Source organism: Ligilactobacillus murinus, assembly GCF_003288115.1.
Classification (GTDB): domain Bacteria; phylum Bacillota; class Bacilli; order Lactobacillales; family Lactobacillaceae; genus Ligilactobacillus; species Ligilactobacillus murinus.
This window is the reverse complement of record NZ_CP023565.1, coordinates 945564-968190: the sequence shown is the minus strand read 5'-3', so window position 1 is coordinate 968190 and position 22627 is coordinate 945564. Positions and strand designations below refer to the sequence as shown.

Annotated in this window: 21 protein-coding genes; 17 read left to right on the top strand and 4 right to left on the bottom strand. The window is 41.0% G+C overall.

What is annotated here, in order from left to right; all coding sequences use genetic code 11:
- Positions 1 to 10: 10 nt before the first annotated feature.
- The 8 genes from CPS94_RS04815 (at position 11) to recD2 (ending at position 7541) form a co-directional block, all read left to right on the top strand.
- A complete protein-coding gene (locus CPS94_RS04815) occupies positions 11 to 235 on the top strand; it encodes a hypothetical protein (protein ID WP_004048960.1) in 225 nt (74 codons plus the stop codon).
- A gap of 20 nt (positions 236 to 255) precedes the next feature.
- Entirely contained in the window at positions 256 to 942 is a 687-nt protein-coding gene (locus CPS94_RS04810; protein WP_004048959.1) for a 5'-methylthioadenosine/adenosylhomocysteine nucleosidase, read from the top strand.
- Between the two features lie 12 nt (positions 943 to 954).
- Positions 955 to 2103 carry a cysteine desulfurase family protein gene (locus CPS94_RS04805; RefSeq protein WP_112286382.1) on the top strand — a complete coding sequence of 383 codons (1149 nt, stop codon included), beginning with the start codon at positions 955 to 957 and terminating at the stop codon, positions 2101 to 2103.
- Positions 2104 to 2120: 17 nt separating this feature from the next.
- Complete coding sequence (locus tag CPS94_RS04800) at positions 2121 to 2459, top strand: DUF1831 domain-containing protein (protein WP_004048957.1); 339 nt, start codon at positions 2121 to 2123, stop codon at positions 2457 to 2459.
- A gap of 129 nt (positions 2460 to 2588) precedes the next feature.
- Positions 2589 to 3716: a tRNA 2-thiouridine(34) synthase MnmA gene (mnmA, locus tag CPS94_RS04795; protein WP_238145387.1), complete on the top strand. Its 1128-nt coding sequence runs from the start codon at positions 2589 to 2591 to the stop codon at positions 3714 to 3716.
- Between the two features lie 94 nt (positions 3717 to 3810).
- Entirely contained in the window at positions 3811 to 4464 is a 654-nt protein-coding gene (locus CPS94_RS04790; RefSeq protein ID WP_112194738.1) for a histidine phosphatase family protein, read from the top strand.
- A 12-nt stretch (positions 4465 to 4476) separates the two neighbouring features.
- Positions 4477 to 5136, top strand: a complete 660-nt coding sequence (locus tag CPS94_RS04785) for a tetratricopeptide repeat protein (RefSeq protein ID WP_112194740.1) — start codon at positions 4477 to 4479, stop codon at positions 5134 to 5136.
- An 11-nt stretch (positions 5137 to 5147) separates the two neighbouring features.
- On the top strand, positions 5148 to 7541 hold the full coding sequence (gene recD2, locus CPS94_RS04780) for an SF1B family DNA helicase RecD2 (RefSeq protein WP_112194742.1): 2394 nt from the start codon (positions 5148 to 5150) through the stop codon (positions 7539 to 7541).
- A gap of 96 nt (positions 7542 to 7637) precedes the next feature.
- Here the strand turns inward: recD2 and CPS94_RS04775 are convergent, their stop codons facing one another.
- From CPS94_RS04775 to CPS94_RS04765, 3 genes are all read right to left on the bottom strand, one after another.
- A complete protein-coding gene (locus CPS94_RS04775) occupies positions 7638 to 8624 on the bottom strand; it encodes a diacylglycerol/lipid kinase family protein (protein WP_191981790.1) in 987 nt (328 codons plus the stop codon).
- Positions 8625 to 8834: 210 nt separating this feature from the next.
- Positions 8835 to 10511, bottom strand: coding sequence for a ribonuclease J1 (gene rnjA / locus CPS94_RS04770; protein WP_004048946.1), 1677 nt, complete (start codon positions 10509 to 10511; stop codon positions 8835 to 8837).
- Positions 10512 to 10514: 3 nt separating this feature from the next.
- A complete protein-coding gene (locus CPS94_RS04765; protein ID WP_010688769.1) occupies positions 10515 to 10727 on the bottom strand; it encodes a DNA-directed RNA polymerase subunit epsilon in 213 nt (70 codons plus the stop codon).
- A gap of 284 nt (positions 10728 to 11011) precedes the next feature.
- Between CPS94_RS04765 and CPS94_RS04760 the strand changes: the two genes are divergently transcribed.
- Positions 11012 to 11482: a hypothetical protein gene (locus CPS94_RS04760; RefSeq protein ID WP_112194747.1), complete on the top strand. Its 471-nt coding sequence runs from the start codon at positions 11012 to 11014 to the stop codon at positions 11480 to 11482.
- A gap of 73 nt (positions 11483 to 11555) precedes the next feature.
- On the opposite strand, the gene def is transcribed toward CPS94_RS04760, so the two are convergent.
- Entirely contained in the window at positions 11556 to 12110 is a 555-nt protein-coding gene (gene def, locus CPS94_RS04755; RefSeq protein ID WP_112194749.1) for a peptide deformylase, read from the bottom strand.
- Between the two features lie 278 nt (positions 12111 to 12388).
- On the opposite strand from def, the gene CPS94_RS04750 reads away from it, so the two are divergent.
- The 8 genes from CPS94_RS04750 to CPS94_RS04715 all read left to right on the top strand — a co-directional run bounded on the left by CPS94_RS04750 (position 12389) and on the right by CPS94_RS04715 (position 22602).
- Positions 12389 to 13291, top strand: a complete 903-nt coding sequence (locus CPS94_RS04750) for a Rossmann-fold NAD(P)-binding domain-containing protein (protein ID WP_238145386.1) — start codon at positions 12389 to 12391, stop codon at positions 13289 to 13291.
- Between the two features lie 18 nt (positions 13292 to 13309).
- Positions 13310 to 13600: a UPF0223 family protein gene (locus CPS94_RS04745; protein WP_112194753.1), complete on the top strand. Its 291-nt coding sequence runs from the start codon at positions 13310 to 13312 to the stop codon at positions 13598 to 13600.
- Positions 13600 to 14385, top strand: coding sequence for an inositol monophosphatase family protein (locus CPS94_RS04740; RefSeq protein WP_112194755.1), 786 nt, complete (start codon positions 13600 to 13602; stop codon positions 14383 to 14385). The genes CPS94_RS04745 and CPS94_RS04740 overlap by 1 nt, the downstream gene beginning before the upstream one ends.
- Positions 14386 to 14537: 152 nt before the next feature.
- Positions 14538 to 16379, top strand: a complete 1842-nt coding sequence (gene typA / locus CPS94_RS04735) for a translational GTPase TypA (RefSeq protein ID WP_004048932.1) — start codon at positions 14538 to 14540, stop codon at positions 16377 to 16379.
- A gap of 144 nt (positions 16380 to 16523) precedes the next feature.
- The gene (locus tag CPS94_RS04730; protein WP_112194757.1) at positions 16524 to 16814 is read left to right on the top strand and encodes a DUF1507 family protein; all 291 of its coding nucleotides are present in this window, start codon (positions 16524 to 16526) and stop codon (positions 16812 to 16814) included.
- The gene (locus CPS94_RS04725; RefSeq protein WP_112194759.1) at positions 16811 to 18013 is read left to right on the top strand and encodes an FtsW/RodA/SpoVE family cell cycle protein; all 1203 of its coding nucleotides are present in this window, start codon (positions 16811 to 16813) and stop codon (positions 18011 to 18013) included. The genes CPS94_RS04730 and CPS94_RS04725 overlap by 4 nt, the downstream gene beginning before the upstream one ends.
- A 42-nt stretch (positions 18014 to 18055) precedes the next feature.
- Entirely contained in the window at positions 18056 to 21481 is a 3426-nt protein-coding gene (locus CPS94_RS04720; RefSeq protein ID WP_112194761.1) for a pyruvate carboxylase, read from the top strand.
- Positions 21481 to 22602, top strand: a complete 1122-nt coding sequence (locus tag CPS94_RS04715; protein ID WP_112194763.1) for a CAP-associated domain-containing protein — start codon at positions 21481 to 21483, stop codon at positions 22600 to 22602. The genes CPS94_RS04720 and CPS94_RS04715 overlap by 1 nt, the downstream gene beginning before the upstream one ends.
- Positions 22603 to 22627 lie beyond the last annotated feature (25 nt).

Below are 22627 nucleotides of genomic sequence, written 5' to 3'. Positions count from 1 at the left end.
GTAACTGCCAATGACAGAAAACAATCTAGAAGAAAAGCCATTGCGTCGTAGTAAAAAAACGGTCGAAACTGCAGAAGACACCGGTTTTAGCCGGACTAAGACGCGTCAAAAACAAAAATTAGAAAGCCAAGCAGAAAAGACAAAGCAGTTAGCAAGAAAACTAAATTATGCCATTATCGGTCTGATCGTTGCGATCATTTTAGTTTTTCTTTTTATGCGTTTTGTCAATTTCTAAGTTAGAAAGGTCGTTTATTGATGAAGTATGGAATTATTTGTGCGATGGAAGAAGAGATCAAGGAATTGCGGGCTCAGTTGACCCACAGTACTGAAAAAACATTAGGTGGGATCGCTTTTTATGCAGGCCAGCTCAACGGACATGATGTTGTTTTAGTGCGTTCAGGGATCGGGAAAGTCCAAGCTGGTGTGACGACAGCCTTATTGATCGTTGAATTTGGAGTCGATCACTTGATCAACTCAGGTTCAGCTGGTGGGATCGGTGAAGGCCTTCATGTTGGTGATGTGGTCTTTTCAACTGGAGCAGCTTATCATGATGCTGATGCAACAGCATTTGGCTACCTACCAGGACAGTTACCACAGCAACCGCAGATTTACCCAGCTGATGAAGAGTTATTGCATGCTTTAGAAAAAGCAGCTAAAAAAGCTGATCTGGCAACTAAGACTGGTTTGATCGTCACGGGTGATCAATTTGTGGCTTCAAATGATAAGATCCAAGCGATCAAAGAGATCTATCCTAAGGCTCTTTGCTGTGAAATGGAGGGGGCTGCGATCGCACAAGTAGCTTATCAATTTAAGGTGCCATTTGTTATCGTACGTGCAATGTCAGATGTTGGGGATGAAGATGCGGGCCAAACATTTGACGAATTTATCGTTGATGCTGGCAAGCGTTCAGCTAAGATGATCTTAAATTTGATGCAAGATTAGTGAGGAATAAACGTGAATAATATTTATTTGGATAATGCTGGAACGACCCCGATGGATCCAGCGGTTATCGAAACGATGACGGAAATGATGCAAAACGTTTTTGGCAATGCCTCGGCGACTAATTCTTTTGGTCGCAAAGCGCATAGCATTTTAGAACAAAGTCGTCAAAAAATAGCGACTTCGATCAATGCCAAAGATCCTAATGAGATCATTTTTACGAGCGGGGGGACAGAAAGCGATAATACTGCGATCATTCAAACTGCTTTGAAGCGAAGAGATGAGGGGCGGCATTTGATCACGACTATGATCGAGCACGAAGCTGTTTTAAAACCAATGGCTTATTTGGAAGAAAATGGCTACGAGGTGACTTATTTACCAGTTGATGAAAATGGTGTGATCTCATTAGATGAGCTAAAACAAGCTTTACGGCCAGATACGATCCTAGTTTCGATCATGACAGGCAACAATGAAGTTGGTAGCCATATGCCGATAACTGAGATCGGAGCTATTGTGGCTAAAAGCAATGCGTGGTTTCATACAGACGCAGTTCAAGCTTATGGGATCTTAGATATTGATGTCAAACGCGATCAGATCGATCTCATGTCGACTTCGGCTCATAAATTGAATGGGCCAAAACAAATGGGCTTTTTATATGAACGTGAAGGCCTTGATCTAGCGCCACATCTTAGGGGGGGCGATCAAGAAATGAAAAGACGGGCTGGAACTGAAAATATTCCAGCGATCGCCGCTTTTGCAAAAGCGATCGAACTCGAACAAAACGCTCGCGCTGAATTGACAGCACGTTATCAAGGCTTTAAGCGTCAATTGGTGGATAAGCTAGTTGAAAATGGCGTGATCGTTAAGGTAAATGGTAAAATGGGAGCAGATGAACTCCCACAGATCATCAATCTGTGGTTTGAGGGCTGTCCAAGTGATGCGATGTTGACTAATTTAGATTTGGCAGGGATCGCAGCTGCCGCTGGTTCCGCCTGTACCGCTGGTTCTTTAGAACCCTCGCATGTTTTAGCAGCAATGTATGGTAAAGATCAGGCACGGGTCAGTCAGTCACTGCGATTTAGCTTTGGCAGATATAATACGGCTGCTGAGATCGATGAATTGGTCGCTCAATTGACCAAGATCAGTCAACGTATCAAAAAATAAGTTAGAGGTGTGTAATTATGGCATATGCTACAACAGCTAAAATTTTAGGTGATACGACCACATATCAACTATCACCAAATGTTAAGAAGTATTCTTTACGTGATACGGGCTTCATTGAGACTAAAGGTGGTAAATTTCAACTAGAACGTTCGCTAGATCCAGCGTCACCATTTAAGGGCTTTAAGCTAAAGATCGTCGTTTCTGCCGACCTAAAGAGTTTCAAAATGGTGACGACAACAGCTAATGGTTTAAAAGAAGTCAATATCTTCAAAGGAAAAGATACAGCTACTAACCAAGAACAGTTGGAATATATCTTGGCTGATCTCGTGGCGCGAAATGTTATCGAAAAAGCATAAAAATTTAATATAAAAAAGTAAGCAAACCTTGTCAAAGTTGGGAATAATCGTTATAATGGTAGCTACTGAATAAAACGACCTTCAAATCGTCTGGATTCAGAATCTAATGAAATGATGGTGAGTTCTTACATGCAAGATAATAGTAAGACAAGAGTTGTTGTGGGCATGAGTGGTGGCGTTGACTCGTCAGTTGTGGCTTATTTGCTCAAGCAACAAGGTTATGATGTTGTCGGAGTTTTCATGAAAAACTGGGATGATAAAAATGATAGCGGAGTTTGTACCGCTACCGAAGACTACCAAGATGTAGCTAAAGTAGCCGACCAGATCGGGATCCCGTATTATTCGGTCAACTTTGAAAAAGAATATTGGGATGGTGTTTTCACATACTTCTTAGATGAATACAAGAAGGGACGCACACCTAATCCTGATGTGATGTGTAACAAAGAGGTCAAGTTCAAGGCTTTCTTGGATTATGCAATGCAATTAGATGCCGATTACATCGCTATGGGACACTATGCACAGTTGTCACGTGATGAAGATGGTACGGTACACTTATTGCGTGGGGCTGATGAAAATAAGGATCAGACTTATTTCTTGAGTCAATTGACCCAAAAAAATCTGCAAAAAGCGATGTTTCCGATCGGTGGCATGGATAAGTCAGAAGTGCGTAAGATCGCAGAAGAAGCTGGTCTAGCAACTGCTAAGAAGAAAGATTCGACCGGTGTTTGTTTTATCGGTGAACGTGATTTTAACAAGTTTTTAAGTGAATTTTTACCAGCTAAGCCAGGTTTGATGAAGACTTTAGATGGCGAAGTAAAAGGTGAACACTTTGGCTTGATGAACTACACGATCGGTCAACGCCGTGGTCTAGGGATCGGTGGCGATGCTAAGAGTAATGAACCTTGGTTTGTTGTAGGTAAAGATCTAGCCACTAATACATTGTTAGTTGGACAAGGTTATCACAATGAATACCTATATGCAACAAGCTTAAAAGCGAGTGAATTGAGCTTTGTTGCGCCGATCGAGGAGCGTGGAAATGAATTCCATTGTACTGCGAAGTTTCGTTATCGCCAAAAAGATTCGGGCGTGACAGTTCGTTTTAACGATGAACGAACAGAGGTAGAAGTTATCTTTGATGAACCCGTTAGAGCGATCACACCAGGTCAAGAAGTCGTCTTTTATGATGGCGCTGAATGTCTAGGTAGTGGAACGATCGATCACGCTTATCAAAACGGCAAACAATTGCAATATGTTTAGATATTTTAGGGACTGTAGCTTAAGGCTATGGTCCTTTTTTCTTTGGGCTAGGTATGCTAAAATTTAGACAATAGACATGGAAGAGGGATGGATTTTGACAAAGTTGTTTTTTGTACGCCATGGAAAAACCAAATGGAATTTAGAAGGGCGTTATCAAGGGGCACGTGGTGATTCACCACTATTACCCGAGAGTTATCGCGAGATCGAAGAATTAGCGACCTATTTAAATAATTTTAAATTTGCTAAGGTCTATTGTAGTCCGATACGACGGGCTAAAGTGACCGCACAAAAGCTAGTCGCTAATTTAGAACGACCGGTCAATTTAGAGGCTGATGTAGCTTTCCAAGAATTTAACTTAGGAAAAATGGAGGGGATGAAATTTACCGAGGTCGCAGAAAAATATCCGGCTGAACTCGACGGTTTTCGGCATCACCCTGACAAATACGATCCAAGTAAGATCGAGGGTGAAAGCTTTGAAGAGTTATTTGAAAGAATGACACCAAAGATCAAGGCGATCTGTGAACGTTATCCTAAAGACAATGTGATCATTGTCAGTCATGGAGCAGCTTTGTGTGCTGAGATCAGACATTTACTCGGTGTTCCTTTAGCCCAAATTCGCACTAAAGGTGGCTTGGCTAACACAAGCACCACGATCTTAGAGACTAAAGATGGCAAAAACTTTAAGTGTCTAGCTTGGAATAAGACGGATTATCTAAAAAAGAAACTTGATCCGACTGATATTGTGTAAGAAGGTGTAATGATGAAACGGGCTAAACAAGATGAAAAGATGCAACAAGTCATCCAAAAATTGATCGCTAAGATCGATGCTGATCCATACGATCAAGAGAGCTATTACGCTTTAGGAACAGCGTTAACTGAAGAAAAGAGCTTTACCCAAGCGGAAGAACTTTTTAAAAAAGCACTCAATGCTTTGAGTGATCGGGCAGAAAAAACAGAATTATTGCATTATGGGCTAGGTAATGTCTACTATGCAAGTGAACTTTATGATGAGGCGATCGCACAGTTCAATTTGGTCCAAGATGGGAAATTACAAGCTCAAGCCTATACGATGTTGGCCCAATCTTATTATGCAAAGGCCAACTATCAAAAAGCTTTAGTTTTTGCTTTGACGGCAAGTGAGAAGCTAAGATCAGCTACAACCTTAAGTTTGATGGGCGATTGCTTTTTAGCCTTGGGAAATTTTGGCCCAGCCAAGGATTATTATCAACAGGCCTTGCAATTAGAACCAAATGACGCGCGGATCAATTTTCAATTGGGTGTGATCGCAGTCGTTAACGGTGTCGATCCAACAGCGTATTTTGATCGTGCCAAGCAAAGTGATCCTAAGCTCTATCAAACGCTAAAGACACGTCTAAATGATGTGGAACAGACGATGCAGGCAACAACAAAGAAAAAATAAGGCGGTAGATGATGCAACAAGAGACACTGACACTATTTGATGAGGATAAAAAAAATGAAGGTTATTTAGTCGCTGAAGTTCTAAATATCTTTTTTGAAGCACCAGCAAGTTTGTATAAAGTAGCACTTGTGGGCATCACCGAGACCGATCTTGATCTAGACAGTGAAGTGACGATCACAGGAAATTTTCCCGAGCTCATCGAGGGAACGAGTTACTATTTTAAGGGAAAGATCACGGAACATCCTAAATATGGGCGCCAAGTTCAAGTGCTCAGTTATAAGCCAGAGATCTTGTCCTCAAAAGATGGTGTGATCGCATATTTAGCTGGTGATCATTTTGAAGGGATCGGTAAGAAGACAGCTGAAAAAATCGTTTCTCAGCTGGGAGAAAATGCCGTAGATAAGCTTTTAAATGATCCCAAAGTTGCTGATGAACTGGGTTTGAGTGCTAAGCAAAAAGAGAATTTATTAGCTGGGATCACGGCTGATAATGGAGCGGAACACACTTTGATCGGTTTGAGCACCTTAGGTTTTTCCGAGAAAATGGCTGGTAAACTATTTGAAAAATATCGTGAAAAGACTTTAGATGTCATCCATGAAAATCCATATCAGCTAGTTTATGACATTGAAGGTTTCGGGTTTGAGCGTGCTGATCAATTGGCATTAAAACTAGGCGTGGCTGCAACAGCTGAAGTTCGCTTAGCAGCTGCGATCTTTGCAAGTATGGCACAATTGAGCCTATTTTTGGGTAATACCTATACGGATGGTGCCACATTATTAAAAGAAGCTTTACGTTTATTGGAGAGTCGTCCTGAGCCGATCGAACCTGAATTATTAGCTGATCAGTTATTGAAAATGGGTGAAAAAGGCCAAGTGATCTCAGATGATGGTCGAATATATTTACGGCGCTACTATGAAGCTGAATATGCGATTGCCGAAGAACTCAAGCGTTTGGCGACTAAAGTAAGTGATCAAGAAGTAAATGATGCTCAGATCGATGACTTTATCCAAGCGATCCAAAAAGATCTTCAGATAACGTATGGACCTGATCAAAAAGCAGCGATCAAAGCGGCTGTTAAAGCACCAGTTTTCTTACTGACAGGGGGACCTGGTACGGGGAAAACAACGATCATTATGGGAATCGTGCGGACGTTTGCTGCGCTACATGAGCTTGATCTATCAGATACGAGTCAAACGCCGATCCTCTTAGCGGCACCTACCGGAAGAGCCGCTAAGAAGATGAGTGAGGCTACCGGGCTACCAGCTTCAACGATCCATCGACTACTGGGATTGAATGGCAGAGAAGATGAATTACCGGAAGAGACAAAAGCGCTAGAAGGTAAATTATTGATCGTTGATGAAACTTCGATGGTCGATACTGTCTTGTTACAGTTATTATTAGAAAGTATTCCCGAACAGATGCAAGTCATCTTTGTCGGTGACCGCAATCAGTTACCTTCAGTGGGACCAGGCCAGGTCTTTTCCGATCTGTTAGCTAGTGAAACTTTACCACAAAAAGAACTCGCTAAGATCTATCGGCAAGGTGATGGCTCAACGATCATCCAATTGGCACATGCAGTCAAGGATGGGATCGTCCCTCCTGATCTAATGCAAAAGACAAATGATCGTTCGTTTATTCCTTGTCATGCTGATCAAGTGAGTTCAGTGATCGAACAAGTTGTTGCTGCGGCTTTAGCTAAGCAAAATAAGGTCGATGATGTTCAGATCTTAGCGCCTATGTATCGTGGAGCGGCCGGGATCACGAGCTTGAACCAAACGCTACAGGCACTCTTGAATCCTAAAAAACCACAACAAAAAGAAGTCAAGTTTGGAAATAACGTATTTCGGATCGGTGATCGTGTGTTACATTTAGTCAACGACCCAGAAAATAATATTTTTAACGGTGATATCGGGAAGATAGTCGGGATCGAGTTAAAAAAAGATCGCCCCAAAGACGACAAGGTGCTCATCGCATTTGATGGTCAAGAAGTCGAGTTTGGCCGAAAAGATCTCGTCAACTTGACACTAGCTTATTGTATGTCGATCCATAAGTCACAAGGCAGTGAATTTCCGATCGTGATCTTGCCCATGGTCCAACAGTATTCACGGATGTTTGCGCGAAATTTGCTCTATACAGCTTTAACACGGGCTAAGGAGAAACTCATTTTATTGGGTGAACCAGAATCTTATGCCAAATGTATCCAGACCTTAGCTTTAAACCGTAAAACTACTCTTACGACGCGTTTGTGGGAAGTTTTGGGTAAACCTAAGGATTCAAGCGTTAAAGAAGCTACTAAAGTAGAAAGCACGCCAAAATTTATCTTAACCCCAGCTTTGGTCAAAAAGGGTGAGATCGACCCGATGATCGGAATGGATAATTTGACACCGGCGGATTTTATGCGTTGACACTAATACGGTTATATGTAAGACGAGGGTCCTACCGCGATGCAAACCGCATCCTAGTAGGACCCTCGTTATTAGTTATATTTAAAGTAGATGCTTTTACACACGTTTAGTAACAGGGACACCTTGGATATTGATCCAGAAAGGGTATTTGATCGTCCCAAAAAAGATATCATAGTATTTACTTCCGGCTTCTTCACCGTCGATCTGGCCGTATTCTAAAGAATTGATGATCAAATGGATATTTTTATCTTTGTAGTGATGAAGATAGGGGAGTTTAAGTTGCTTTTTGAAATAGATCGCGATACTCAGTGCTAAAAATTTAAAAAAGCCTAAATTATCAGCAATGATCAAGTCAAGCTGATGATCATTGATATCGGCTTTTGGCGACAAGATGATCCCATTTTCAAAATAAGGATGGTTGGCGATATTGACCAAGCGAGCATGTTTGAAGAACTCATATTTATCACCGATCCTCAAAGTTACTGCAAAGGCTTCTTGATTTAGAAAAGCAGTAAAGACATTGATGAGATATGCCAAAAAGTTCAAGTGAAGTTTCAGCAAGAGCTTACGCAAACGCATATGTTTATGCACGTTAGCATTTAGGCTGATCGTATAAGCATCAAGCCCGATCCCAAAATCATTTAAAAAGTATCCTTGTTCGTTATGTGTCGTTTCTTGATATTCCCCAACATTATAATAGGTCGGTTCAGTTGCGGCTAAGATCTGATCTAGCGCAACCAAAGGATCTGAAGCGATCCCGATCCCTTTAGCAAAACCATTATTATGGCCGACAGGGATGAACGCAAGTGGGACTTCCAAAGGAGCTTCATGTTTGAGCGCATTGAACGTCTCATTTAAAGTTCCGTCTCCACCTACGACTAAAACGACTTGATCTTTGATATTTTCTGCTTTTTGCTTGCCAAAATTTAAATGGATCAACTGTTTAGCATGGCCAACATGTGTCGTTTGATGAGCTTCATATTTAACTTGACGGGTAAGCAAAATCTGTTCAACTTGCTCCCAAACATTAGCAGCTTGACCATGATCAGCATTTGGATTAACAATAATAAAGAAAGTTTTCAAAACGAGTGGTGATATAAAATATGGACGTTATTAGAAACAACGAGAAAGATCATATATGTCCTTTCCTTTATTTTCGAACTAAGCAAAGCCTGATCCATATTAACTTTCTTCAGGCATTAGTAGCTACTAAACAATTATAGCTAATATTTTAGCAAGCGACAAGCACAAAAAAACAAGCCAAAAGCTACTCTTGGCTTGTTTTTTTAGCATTTAAACTGTAACAAACATTGGTAAGATCATTGGATGACGCTCAGTTTGTTCGAAAAGGAACGTTTGGAGCTCAGCAATAATATTTTCACGCAACATTGCTTCAGTAACTTTTTCATTTTTCAAAGTTTGTCTGATCGTCCGATAAACGCGTTTACGTCCCTGTTTGATCAATTCACCAGATTCACGCATATAGATGAAACCACGTGATAGTAGATCAGGACCAGCTAAGATCTCACGCTTTTGCATATCGATCGTAGCGACTACAACGACAAGGCCTTCTTCTGAGAGGACCCGGCGATCGCGCAAGACGATATTACCGATATCACCGATCCCGGAACCATCGACATAGACATCTTCAGCGTTGAAATGCCCGGCATAACGGGCGGAATCTTTAGTCAAGGCCAAGACATCACCGTTTTCCAAGATAAAGGAGTTTTCGGTAGGGACATCACATTTTTCGGCCAATTCAGTATGGATTTTCAACATCCGATACTCACCGTGGACTGGCATGAAGAATTTAGGCTTCATCAAACGAAGCATCAATTTTTGCTCTTCTTGACCACCGTGTCCAGAAGCATGGATATTATTGACCTTACCATGGATGACCGTTGCACCAGCTTCTTCAAGTTCGTTGATGACTTTGTTGACACTCAAAGTGTTACCTGGGATCGGCGAACTTGAAAAGACGACTGTATCGCCTGGTTGGATCGCTACTTGACGGTGAGTCCCATTAGCGATCCGACTTAAAGCAGCCATGGGTTCACCTTGCGAACCGGTACATAAGATCATGACTTTATTAGCAGGTAAACTATTGATCTCGCGTGCATCAACGATCGCATCATCAGGGATATCAAGATAACCTAATTCCCGTCCGTTTACGATAGCTGCTTCCATACTACGACCAAAGACCGCGATCTTACGCCCCTTAGCGATCGCAGCAGCAGCAGCTTGTTGGATACGTGAGATGTTTGAAGCAAAGGTCGCAAAGATGATCCGACCTTCGACTTGTTCGAAGATACGTTTGATCGATTTGCCGACCCAACGTTCAGATTTAGTGAAGTTAGGGACTTCTGCATTAGTACTATCGGATAGTAAGCACAAAACGCCTTCTTCACCCAAGCGCGCCATCTTTTGAAGATTAGGCGCTTGGTTTGTGATCGGAGTTAGATCAAATTTATAGTCACCGGTGCAGACAACGGTACCAGAAGGGGTCTTGATCGCAACACCTAGGGTATCAGGGATCGAGTGTGTAGTTCTAAAGAAGGACACGCTTGTCTTTCTGAAACGTAGGACCGTATCTTCATTGATCTCATGCAATTCAGTTGAGTTCAATAGGCCATGCTCTTCTAGTTTGCTCTTGATCAAGGCAAGGGCTAATGGACCAGCATAGATCGGAACATTTACCTGTTTCAAAAGGTAAGGAATGCCACCGATATGGTCCTCGTGACCGTGTGTAATGACTAAAGCTTTGATTTTTTGCTGATTTGCGACGAGATATTGATAGTCAGGGATGACGTAATCGATCCCTAAAAGGTCATCTTCAGGGAATTTGATGCCGGCATCGACGACGATGATCTCGTCTTGAAATTGGATACCATAAGTATTTTTTCCAATTTCCCCCAGACCACCGAGTGCAAAAACGGCAGTCTCGTTATTTTTAACATTTAGTTTTTTCATCTTTTAAAACTCCGTAAGTTTAAAAGCTGGACTTTCCTTTTCGTATTCTAAAGCTGCGTCGCTCAATTCTTCGATAAATTCAACATTGTATTCGGTATTTGATTCTACTAAAACGCGTGCTTCTGGTTCTGAGTCAGCTTCTAAATATAAAGATTCCGTGTTTTCACGGCGAGGATTGATTTTTTTCGTTGGTTGATAATATACTTTAAAGATCATTAATGATTCTCCTTTTATGAAATTAATTATAGTTATTTGCACTTAGGTAAAAGTTCAAATCAGCAAAAATAAACTTCCGAACAGGGATTGTTTACACAATAATTAAACCTATTTTACCATAGTTTACAAACTAAGTATATAAAGTTGATCAAACGTGTCAGATAAAAGACTAGACAAAGTTACGGTCAAGATAAAGGCTAAGATACTTTTAAGTTTAGGCCCCAAATGATGCTAGCTTGGTTAAATTTAGTATATAATCAAAGAGTAAACAAGTAGGTGAAGTTATGGAATTTTTATATCTGATCATTGGAGTGGTCATTATCGGAACCTTAGCTCTTATTTTGCAGCGATATCGCCGAAAGAAAGCTTTAAAATTGATCCAGCTCGACAGTCAAAATTTGACGGATGTGGCAATGGAGGAAAGTTTAACAAATTTAAAGCTGTTAAATGAAAGTTTAGCGGATTCAGTCTTGATCTCAGATGTTTGGGGCAAGGGAGTCATGGCCTTTGAGTATCAGCTTGAAGTTAAAAATTTAACTAAGGCTGATCTAAATGGTCTAAAAAACCGGCTTGAACAGCAACTGGCAGTGCAAGCTAAAGCCCAAGGGATCAAAGGCTACCAACAAAATAGGGCTTTTGTGGTCTCCGATATTTGGGTAAAAGATGATATCTTGCACATCGACGTTTCCTATCTAGTCAATAAGGCGACCGTAGAATATGTCAATGATATGAATACGTTAGAACAAAATAACTAAAAAGGCCATAAATGACAAGGAACCCCAACATGAGGTAAAAACATGTTGAGGTTCCTTGTCATTTGCAGTCTTTTTAAAGTAAGATCAAGTCTTCAGAGGCAGCAAATGGATTTTCTTTATTGATATGATCAAAGAACAAGACACCATTCAAGTGGTCGATCTCGTGTTGAACTACGATCGCAACATAGTCTCGTAAGCGTTCAACGTGCTCGTTGCCGTCTAGATCATACCAGCGTAATTTGAGCCGAGCATGGCGGGGAACATAGCCGGGGATCTCACGGTCAACAGAAAGGCAACCTTCACCTTCTGCTAGAGCAGCCATTTGAACTGATTCGCTCAAGATCGTTGGGTTGATCAAGATGTGCTTAAAAAGCGGTTCTTGCCCTTCTTCACCAGGAACTAGGACTGCAGTCATCCGTTTAGAGACATCGATCTGAGGTGCTGCTAATCCAACACCGGCGCGGAGACCATACTTTTCTGCGATCTCAGGGTCTTGGCTGTTTTCTAAAAATTCCATCATTTTTTGAGCAGTTTGCTTTTCTTCAGCGGTCAATGGAAACGTAAATTTCTCTGCTCGTGCCCGCAAAGTTGGATGCCCTTCGCGGATAATATCATGCATAGTGATCAAAAATAATCATCCCTTCATTTATTGTCTACCTTGATTTTAGCACATCTTAGAAAAAAAGTTTTCAGCTTTTTAGCGTAACGTTTTTATGACAAAGCCATGGTAGCTGTTACATTATTGTTAAATAAGGCTAGAAATTATTGTGCTATAATTAAAGAGAATTTTAAATGTTTACGAAAGTACGTTTGCGTTTTGACATTAAAAGAGATATACTTTTACTTTTGTATCGTGGCGGTCCAAAAGAGATCGCATTTCGGCAAGATGAAAAGTGGGGGATTCAAATGAATAATAATATAATGATTTGTGGGGAAAACCCTGAACTGCAGTTATTTTTACAGACATGTATCTTACACGATGAACATTTAAAATGTTTTTGGTTCCAGATCAATGAAACACCGACTGCACAAGTTGTTTCATTAGTTGAAAGTTCAGCTTTTGCTGATAATTTTGTCTTGGAAGCAACTGCACACCCAAACTGGGCTGAACTACAGCTACTCTTGCTAGGGACCCCACCCAAAGATTATGTTGAAGCTGAGGGGGAAAATGCACAACGTCGCTGGATCCAACTGGTGATCAATCAAGCAATGGCTAATGGTTTTAGGGGTAAGATCTGTGTGGTCTTGCCCCATGATCATCTGTGGGTCTATTCGGCCTTGCGTTTTTCCGGTTTGCCCGCTAATAATGTTTTTGGTTTAGGCACGATGGGGTTTTCTGAAACAGTTGCCCGCTTATTAGGGGAGCGTTTGGATATTGGGAGCGATCCGATCTACGCTAATGTTATCGGAACGCAAGATGAGGCCTTTATCGCTTGGAGTCGCGCACAGATCGCAGGAAATTCGGTGTTAGGGATCGTTGCGCAAGATAATAGTTTATTTGGACAAGCAAATTTAGATGAGATCACTAAAGACTATCAAGCTAAAGCGCTACAAGCAAACAAAGTCGTGACAGTTTTGTGCTTACAGCGGATCTGTCGTGCATTGTTTTTCAATCATCCGATCTTAGTCCCCTTGACCCATGAGATCGAATTTGCTAAGCAAAAGATCGCGATCAGTGAGCCAGTTGTTTTATCAAAGCAAGGGGTAGCTGTTTTAACAAAATTGACGCTCTCAGAAGAGGAAATGACACAATATATTGAAGTAAAGCAAAACGTTTTAGCTGAATTAGAAAATTTACGTAAACAATAGATAAAGGTGAGGTTTAAGATGAAGATCAGTGAAAATTTTGAATACCCACTATTACCTGAGTGGACGACCGCAGATATCATTACTGCAAGTGAATTTTACGAAGCAGTTGAGAAAGTTTATACTACTGGGATCGAACGCGAAGAGTTTTTAGCTAAGCATAAAAAATTTTTGCAAATGGAGCCAGCGATCATGACTCAAAAACAACTTGATCGAGATTTTGAGCAAGCTTCAGGACTCAGTATTTATCAAGCAGTTATGCTGGCTAAGGCAACGACTGGAAAACGGGTAAAATTTAATGAAAAGGGTTGATGGTAGTGACTGATTGGCAGAAGATCAATGCTAGTGTGCAAGCTTGGTTCAAAGAAGTCCGATGCCAGTTGCTTGCTGGTTGTGAGGCAAAACTACAAGTTGCAAAAAAAAGTGGACGCACCGATCTAGTGACTAATATCGATAAGCAAGTTGAAAAATATTTAGTCACGCAGATCAAGCAGACTTTTCCTGGTTCGCGCGTTTTAGGCGAAGAAGGTGATCGTGACCAAGATCTGGCAACCTATCAGGGGTTAGTTTGGATCATTGATCCGTTGGATGGAACTTTGAATTTTGTGAAACAAAAAGACCATTTTGCAAGTATGCTAGCTGTTTATGAAAATGGTCATGAAAAATTGGGCTACATTCTCGATGTGATCAACGATAAACTCTATTGGGGCGGACCAGAAAGTGGCGTTTTTTGTAATACTGCTCGGTTGCCCAAAGTGCCCGATCTTTTTCTTGACCAAGGATTATTAGATGTCAGTGGCCGGATGCTGATTCGTAATTACCGCAATGTTGCGCAAGTTGCTGAAAAGAGTATGGGGATCCGAGTTTATGGTAGTGCGGGGATCGGTTTTATCCATGTTTTGACCGGTAAAACGGTCGGCTATTGCTCCCATCTTCATCCTTGGGATCATGCAGCTGGAAAGATATTGGCCAAAGCGCATGGTTTGAGCGTAAAAAGCATTGACGATAATGAATTAGATGTGCTATCATCAAATGATGTATTAGTAGCGACGAAAAATGCTAAGAACGATATTATCAAGCTGATGCGCAAGCGTTAGTTTGAGACTGTGGCACTAAGTCACAGTTTTTTTATGTGGGTTCTTGAAAATGAGATAATTTTTTTCATAACATTCAAAGTCGATAGGCCGTTAGGGTTATTGAATTGAAGGGGCATTTCTCAAGCAGTAGATTTTGAAAGGAAGAAACAACTTTGAAAACACGTGATGATATTCGTAATGTTGCGATCATTGCCCACGTTGACCATGGTAAGACAACATTAGTTAACGAATTATTAAAACAATCAGATACGCTTGATGAACACACCGACATCGGCGATCGTGCGATGGACTCAAATGATATTGAAAAGGAACGTGGGATCACGATCCTTTCTAAGAACACAGCGGTAAAATATAACGGTAAACAGATCAACATCTTAGATACACCAGGACACGCCGACTTCGGTGGGGAAGTGGAACGTATCATGAAGATGGTCGACGGTGTTTTGCTTATCGTGGATGCGTTTGAAGGAACGATGCCACAAACACGTTTCGTGTTGAAAAAAGCTTTAGAACAACACTTGACACCAGTGGTCGTGATCAATAAGATCGACCGTCCAGGTGCTCGTCCAGAAGAAGTTGTCGATGAAGTGTTAGACCTCTTTATCGAACTCGGGGCTGATGAAGAACAGCTTGAATTTCCAGTTATCTACGCATCTGCGATGAACGGGACATCTTCTTTTGATTCTGACCCTGCTAAGCAAGAACACACAATGGATCCGATCTTTAACACGATCTTAGATGCTATCCCAGCTCCTAAAGATAATGCTGAGGAACCATTGCAATTCCAAGTCGCAATGCTTGACTATGATGACTTCGTAGGTCGTATCGGTATCGGTCGCGTCTTCCGTGGCAAGATCAAAGTGGGTGATCAAGTTACAGTTATGAAACTTGATGGTACACAAAAGAACTTCCGTGTAACTAAACTCTTTGGTTTCTTTGGCTTGAAGCGACTTGAGATCCAAGAAGCTAAAGCCGGTGATTTGATCGCTGTTTCAGGGATGGATGATATCTTCGTTGGGGAAACAGTTTGCCCAGCCGATCATCCTGAAGCATTACCATTATTGCGGATCGACCCACCTACATTGCAAATGACCTTTATGACAAATGATTCTCCATTTGTTGGGCGTGACGGTGACAAGGTCACTGCACGTAAATTAGAAGATCGTTTGAAGATGCAATTGCACACGGACGTTTCTTTGAAGGTCGAAGATACTGATTCACCAGATGCTTGGACTGTTTCTGGTCGTGGTGAGTTACACTTATCGATCTTGATCGAAATGTTACGTCGTGAAGGCTTTGAATTGGCGGTATCTCGTCCTAAAGTTATTTACCGTGAGATCGATGGCCAATTATGTGAACCGTTTGAAAGTGTGATCATCGATACACCTGATGAATACTCTGGTTCTGTTATCGACTCAATGGCTCAACGTAAAGGTGAAATGTTGAACATGGAAACTGGTTTGAACGGCCAAACACGTTTGGTATTCTCGACTCCAACACGTGGTTTGATCGGTTATGATTCCCAATTCCTTTCCATGACACGTGGTTATGGTATCTTGAACCACACATTTGCTGAATATAAACCAGTTATCCGCAACTGGGAACCTGGTCGTCGTAACGGTGCTTTGGTTTCGATCAACCAAGGTAAAGCAACGACTTATGCGATCATGGGGGTCGAAGGTCGTGGTACGATCTACGTTGATCCAGGTACAGAAGTTTACGAAGGGATGATCGTGGGTCAATCTTCACGTGAACGTGATATCTCAGTTAATATCACTAAGGGTAAGAACATGACCAACGTTCGCTCTTCTAACAAGGACCAAACAGCAACGATCAAGAAACCAACACATTTGACATTGGAAGAATCGCTTGAATTCTTGAATGAAGATGAATTGTTGGAGATCACGCCAGAAAATATTCGTTTACGCAAACGGATCTTAGAAACAAATGCGCGTGAAAAAGCAGCTAAAAAGGCAGCTAAAGCAACACAATAATAGTCAAGAAAAACCACAAGTGCGATCTCAATTGCACTTGTGGTTTTTAGTGATTTTGTAAATATTTTTAAGTGTTACAGTTGAACAGACATATTCAAGCGGTTTTATGATATAATTGCGGAAGTATGAGAGGAGATCAAGTTGATGGAAAACTTTATTTCAAAACAACAGGCTTTAGCTGTTTTGCAACAAGATGCAGCTGAGATCTGTGACCTATTAGGCAAGCAAAGTAATATTTTGTGTCGGACGGATTGTCCTGCTTTTGAAGAAGTTGCAGACACACGGCTCTACGGCTTTTCTTGTGAAGTCAAGTTTTTGATACGTAGTGGTTTATTGACCACTTCGGAGGGGCATCAGCTGATAAAAGAACTTGAAGAAAAATTGGGTAATATCCAAGAAAGGGTGACACCAGACGTTGGAGTGGAATGGGAATGAAGACAAAGTTTTTAAATAAACTAAAATATTTTGATTATGGCTTATTTATACCTTTTCTAATTTTATGCTTGATCGGGATCGTGATGGTTTATTCGGCTAGTTCGATCAATCTATCATATTTGACCGGAAAGACGATGCAGTATTTTATCCGTCAATCGATCTATGTGATCCTTGGGATCGTTTTGACAGTACTATTTGCGCAAACTAATCCACGTTGGTGGCGCCGACCACGGATGTTATTATTCGGCTGGATCTTTTTGATGGGACTTTTGGCTTATGCTAAGTTCTTTACTTCAGCTATCAATGGGGCAAATGGTTGGATCAATTTAAAGGTGATCAGTATCCAGCCTTCTGAAATTTGTAAGTTATACTTAGTGATGTTTTTAGCCAATCTTTTTGCTAATTACACAGCTAAAGGTAAGAACGTCTTTTGTAAAAGAATACGAAGAAAGCTTATCACAAAAGAACTATTTCTTTTTTTGATGGTCGCATCAATGTTGGGACTGATCGTATATGCACCTGACTTTGGTGGCTTTGGGATCAGTTTTGCGATCGTTATCGTGATGTACTTGGCGTATGCTGATATAAACTACAAAACGAGCACGTGGATCATTGTTTTAGGGACTGCGCTTTTAGGTTTCCTTGCTTATCTTTTGCAGTTTACGACTATTCTTAGTAACACAAAGCTCGGTTATATCATACAACGTTTTTTGGCAGTATTTGATCCATTTAAATATGCTAACTCAAGTGGTAAACAGTTGGTAAATTCATTTTATGCTGTCAGCAATGGTGGTTTGATCGGGCGCGGGCTTGGTGAAAGTATCCAAAAAAGAGGTTACCTTCCCGAACCGTATACTGATTTTATTCTCTCTGTGATCGCTGAAGAATTAGGTGTGTTGGGAGTGATCGTTGTGCTGTGTTTATTGGCTTGGATCATTTTGAGGATCTTTATGATCGGCATTCGCTCAAAGAGCATCTATGCGATGTATTTTTGTTATGGCGTAGGGACCTTTTTTGCTGTTGAGACCTTCTTTAATGTTGGTGGGGCGATCGGCTTGCTACCGATCACCGGTGTTACATTGCCATTTATCTCTTATGGGGGCTCAAGTATGATCGTTTTGACGATCGCTTTGGGGATGGTGATGAACATTTCGGCGACACAAAAAAGAGGCCTTGAAGTAGAAGTTTTTGGTAAGTAGGTCTGTAGGAAATAGAAGAATTTAGGAAAGTGGTGTTTATTGATGAAAAAGATTTTAGTTGCTAACCGTGGCGAGATCGCTATTCGAATCATTCGAGCGTGTCATGAACTTAATTTACAAACAGTTGCGATCTATGCTAAAGAAGATGAGTATGGAGTCCATCGTTTTAGAGCCGATGAATCCTATTTGGTTGGTGCTGGCAAAAAGCCGATCGAAGCTTATCTAGATATGGATGATATCATCCGGATCGCTAAAATGACAGGAGCTGATGGGATCCACCCTGGTTATGGTTTTCTTTCTGAAAATGAAGAATTTGCCCAAAAATGTGAAGAGGCTGGGATCACATTTATTGGACCAACAGTTAAGCAATTACAAATGTTTGGTGATAAGATCGAAGCTAAAGAAGTGGCGCATGCTGCTGGCTTAGAGACGATCCCAGGGACTGAAGATCCAGTCAGATCGATCACTCAAGTCCGTGAATTTGCTGATCAACATGGTTATCCGATCATGGTCAAAGCTGCTTTAGGTGGCGGGGGCCGTGGGATGCGGATCGTCTACTCTGAAGCTGAATTAGAAGAAGCTTATAATCGTGCGCGTAGTGAAGCCATGCAATCTTTTGGCGATGATGAGCTTTATGTCGAAAAATACCTACAAAATCCTAAGCATATCGAAGTCCAGATCTTGGGAGACAAATATGGCAATATCTTGCATTTGTTTGAACGTGATTGTTCTGTGCAGCGTCGTCATCAAAAGGTGATCGAATTTGCCCCGAGTATCACTTTAGATGATAAGCGGCGACAAGAGATCTGTGAAGCAGCTGTTCGCTTAGCCAAAAGTGTCAACTATCAGAATGCTGGGACAGTTGAATTCTTAGTTACAGATGATAAATTTTATTTCATCGAAGTCAATCCTCGTGTCCAAGTAGAGCACACGGTCACTGAAATGATCACCGAGATCGACATCGTCCAATCGCAGATCTTGATCGCTGCAGGTAAAGATCTCTTTAAAGATCTGCATCTACCACAGCAAAAAGAGCTTAAATATCATGGCTGTGCGATCCAATGTCGGATCACGACCGAAGATCCTGAAAATAACTTCATGCCAGATACAGGTAAGATCGAAACGTATCGTTCACCAGGTGGTTTTGGCGTGCGGTTAGATGGTGGGAATGCTTATGCTGGTGCCGTTGTGACCCCATTTTACGATTCATTGTTGGTAAAGACATGTGTGCAGGCACGGACTTTTAATGAAGCTGTAGCTAAAATGGATCGGGTCTTACGTGAATTCAAGATCCGGGGAGTCAAGACTAATATTGATTTCATGCGTAAAGTTATCAATAATGATGTCTTCAAAGCGGGGGCTGCGAATACGACTTTCATCGATCAAACACCTAGCCTCTTTGAGTTTGAACGGAAAGCTAATACTGTCAACCAGTTGCTCAAATATATCGGGGATGTAACAGTCAATGGGTTCCCGGGCGTTAAGCAACAAAAGAAGATCTTTGTGCCAGATATCAAGTTAAAAGATACTTTTGCACCAAGTGATACGATCAATGCTAAAAAAGTCTTTGATGACTTAGGGGCTGAGGCAACGATGAAGTGGGTCAAAGATCAAAAAGAAGTTCTTTTGACCGATACTTCAATGCGTGATGCGCACCAAAGTTTGTTTGCCACACGGATGCGGACTAAAGACATGGTTCCAGTGATCGAAGTTTACGATAAAGCTTTGCCAAACGTCTTTTCCGCTGAAGTTTGGGGGGGAGCGACCTTTGATGTAGCTTATCGTTTCTTGAATGAAGATCCATGGTTACGTTTGAAATTCATGCGTGAAAAAATGCCACATACGCTCTTGCAAATGCTTTTACGTGGATCAAATGCAGTTGGTTATCAAAACTACCCAGATAACGTCTTAAAAGCATTTATCGATAAAAGTGCAGCTAATGGGGTCGATGTTTTCCGGATCTTTGATAGCCTAAACTGGATCGAACAAATGGAAAAGAGCATTCAATATGTACGTGATACAGGCAAGATCGCTGAAGGTACGATGTGTTATACCGGAGATATTTTAGATAAACATGAAACTAAATATACTTTGGCTTACTATGAAAACTTAGCTAAACAATTAGTTGATGCAGGTTCACAGATTATCGGGATCAAAGATATGGCCGGCTTGCTCAAACCAAAAGCGGCCTTTGAGTTGGTCGGAGCTTTGAAGCAAAAAGTTGATGTGCCGATCCATTTGCACACACATGATACAACCGGAAATGGAGTCTCAACTTATGTGGCTGCAACGAAAGCTGGCGTTGACATTGTCGATACAGCTATGAGCTCACTTTCTGGTACAACAAGTCAACCAAGTATGGGAAGTTTTTATTACGCATTGGAAGAAGATGCACGCCAACCAAAACTTGAAATGGAAAATGTTGAAAAAATCAATCAATATTGGCAAGGAGTAAAACCGTTCTACCAAGCATTCATGAATGGGATGACTTCGCCACAAACTGATATTTATCAAACTGGAATGCCAGGTGGACAATATTCTAACTTACAACAACAAGCTAAGGCCTTAGGGATCGATGACTTTGAATTAGTCAAGCAAACTTATCGCAATGTCAACGAACTTTTAGGTGATATCATCAAGGTCACACCAAGTTCAAAAGTTGTTGGTGACTTTGCGATTTTTATGATCCAAAATAATTTAACTAAAGATAACATCTTGACTCGTGGGCAACAGCTCGACTTCCCTGAATCAGTAGTTGATTTCTTCTATGGGGATCTTGGCCAGCCATATGGTGGTTTCCCAGAAGAATTGCAAAAAGTTGTCTTAAAGGGCAAAAAGCCGATCACCGTTCGTCCAGGAAGTTTAGCAAAACCAGTTGATTTTGCCAAGATGGAACAAGAATTACTAGAAAAGATCAAGCGTAAACCGACGGCTGAAGAAGTGTTGAGCTATATTCTTTACCCAGATGTCTTCATGGGCTATGAAGAAAATACCAAACGCTTTGGTTCAATGGGCGTCTTAGATACGACCACGTTCTATCAAGGAATGCGTCCAGGCGAAACGATCCGGGTCAAATTTAGACCTGGTCGTTCTTCGATCTTTAGATTGGATTCGATCTCTGATGCTGACGAAGATGGTAATCGCAGTCTCTTCTTCTCAGCTAACGGTCAAAACTTGCAGATCGTGATCCATGACAAGAGTAAAGAAGCTAAGGTCAATGCTATTCCTAAAGCCGAGCCAACTAACCCAAATCATATTGGTGCAACATTGAGTGGTTCAGTGCTAAACGTTTTAGTCAAAAAAGACCAAGTCGTTAAGAAGGGTGAACCTTTGGTCGTTACTGAAGCGATGAAGATGGAAACTACGATCAAAGCACCATTTGATGGTAAAGTGACGCATATTTATGTTAAAGATGGCGATGTGTTGGCAAGTCAAGATCTGTTGCTTGAATTAGAGCCGGTCAAATAATGTTTAAACGCAGCTTTTGGAAAAAAACGTGTGTGTGTTTTGTGATCATTTTGCCAGTTTTGTATTTATTGGCGATCTTTACAAATGATGACAAGACTGATAAAAAAGAGTTGTCTCATTCAAATGAACCACACTCGCAAGTTGTTCCTAAAGTAACTAAAATAAAGACACAAGGTTTGGCACGCTATATTGGCGTGTCAAATCTTGCTTTTAGCGCTGATTTTGGTCGACCAACACAAGTGATCACCAGTGCAGAAAATATCGAATGGCAGCAGTACCGCTGGGAAGATAAAACATATATGTTGGTCGGGATCAATAAATATAGCGCTAAGGTCTGTGCGATCTACCTTTTAGGAGAATCGCCCCTAGCAAGTGAGTTAAAAAATGGTTTGAAAAAAAGAAAATTACAACAAAAATTTCCACTAGCTATGGATCTTAAGCTTAGATCAAATGAACAAACGGCACAGATAAAGTTGAATCAGACCGACATAGAAACAAAACCCTTGATCGCATTTAAAAATGGTAGTTATGCAGTGAGCTATTTTTCTAGAGTGACTAAAAAAGTAGTTGCAGTGGAATATCTCGATAAAGAAGAATTACTGCGTAGTGGCTTATATCAGGTAAGCTCGCAGACACCTTTACCAGTGCGCTATAGTACGGATGTTTTATCCTCTGATGATCAAGATACGATGATACAGGGAATCTGGGAAGTTTTAACTTTTGAACGGGCACAAAGAAAAGTGGCCCAGTTGAGCCAAAGTGAAGTTGCAACAGCCGTAGCTCAAAGAATAAGTCAGACTTTAGAAAACGATCCTAAAAAATATTTGCCCAAAAAACAATTACAACAGTACCAGCGACTTAAAGCAGATCGTTTAAATGACGTCAAAGTTTTACAATTAAAGCCCAATGATATATCAGCACAATTATTAGCCGATGCACAAGTTGAGGCAGCTCGCTTTGAAATATATATCAGTGGCCCAGTTGTGAATCCAGCACAGTTAGTAGCAACGACGGGGAAAAATCAAAGCTTTTGGAATAAGATTTTGTTTTCTAAAAATACAAAAATTGGATTTGATTATGAAAATTCATGCTTGATCGTCGTTTATGATAAAAATGAATAAAATATTTGAAAAATGATGATACAAT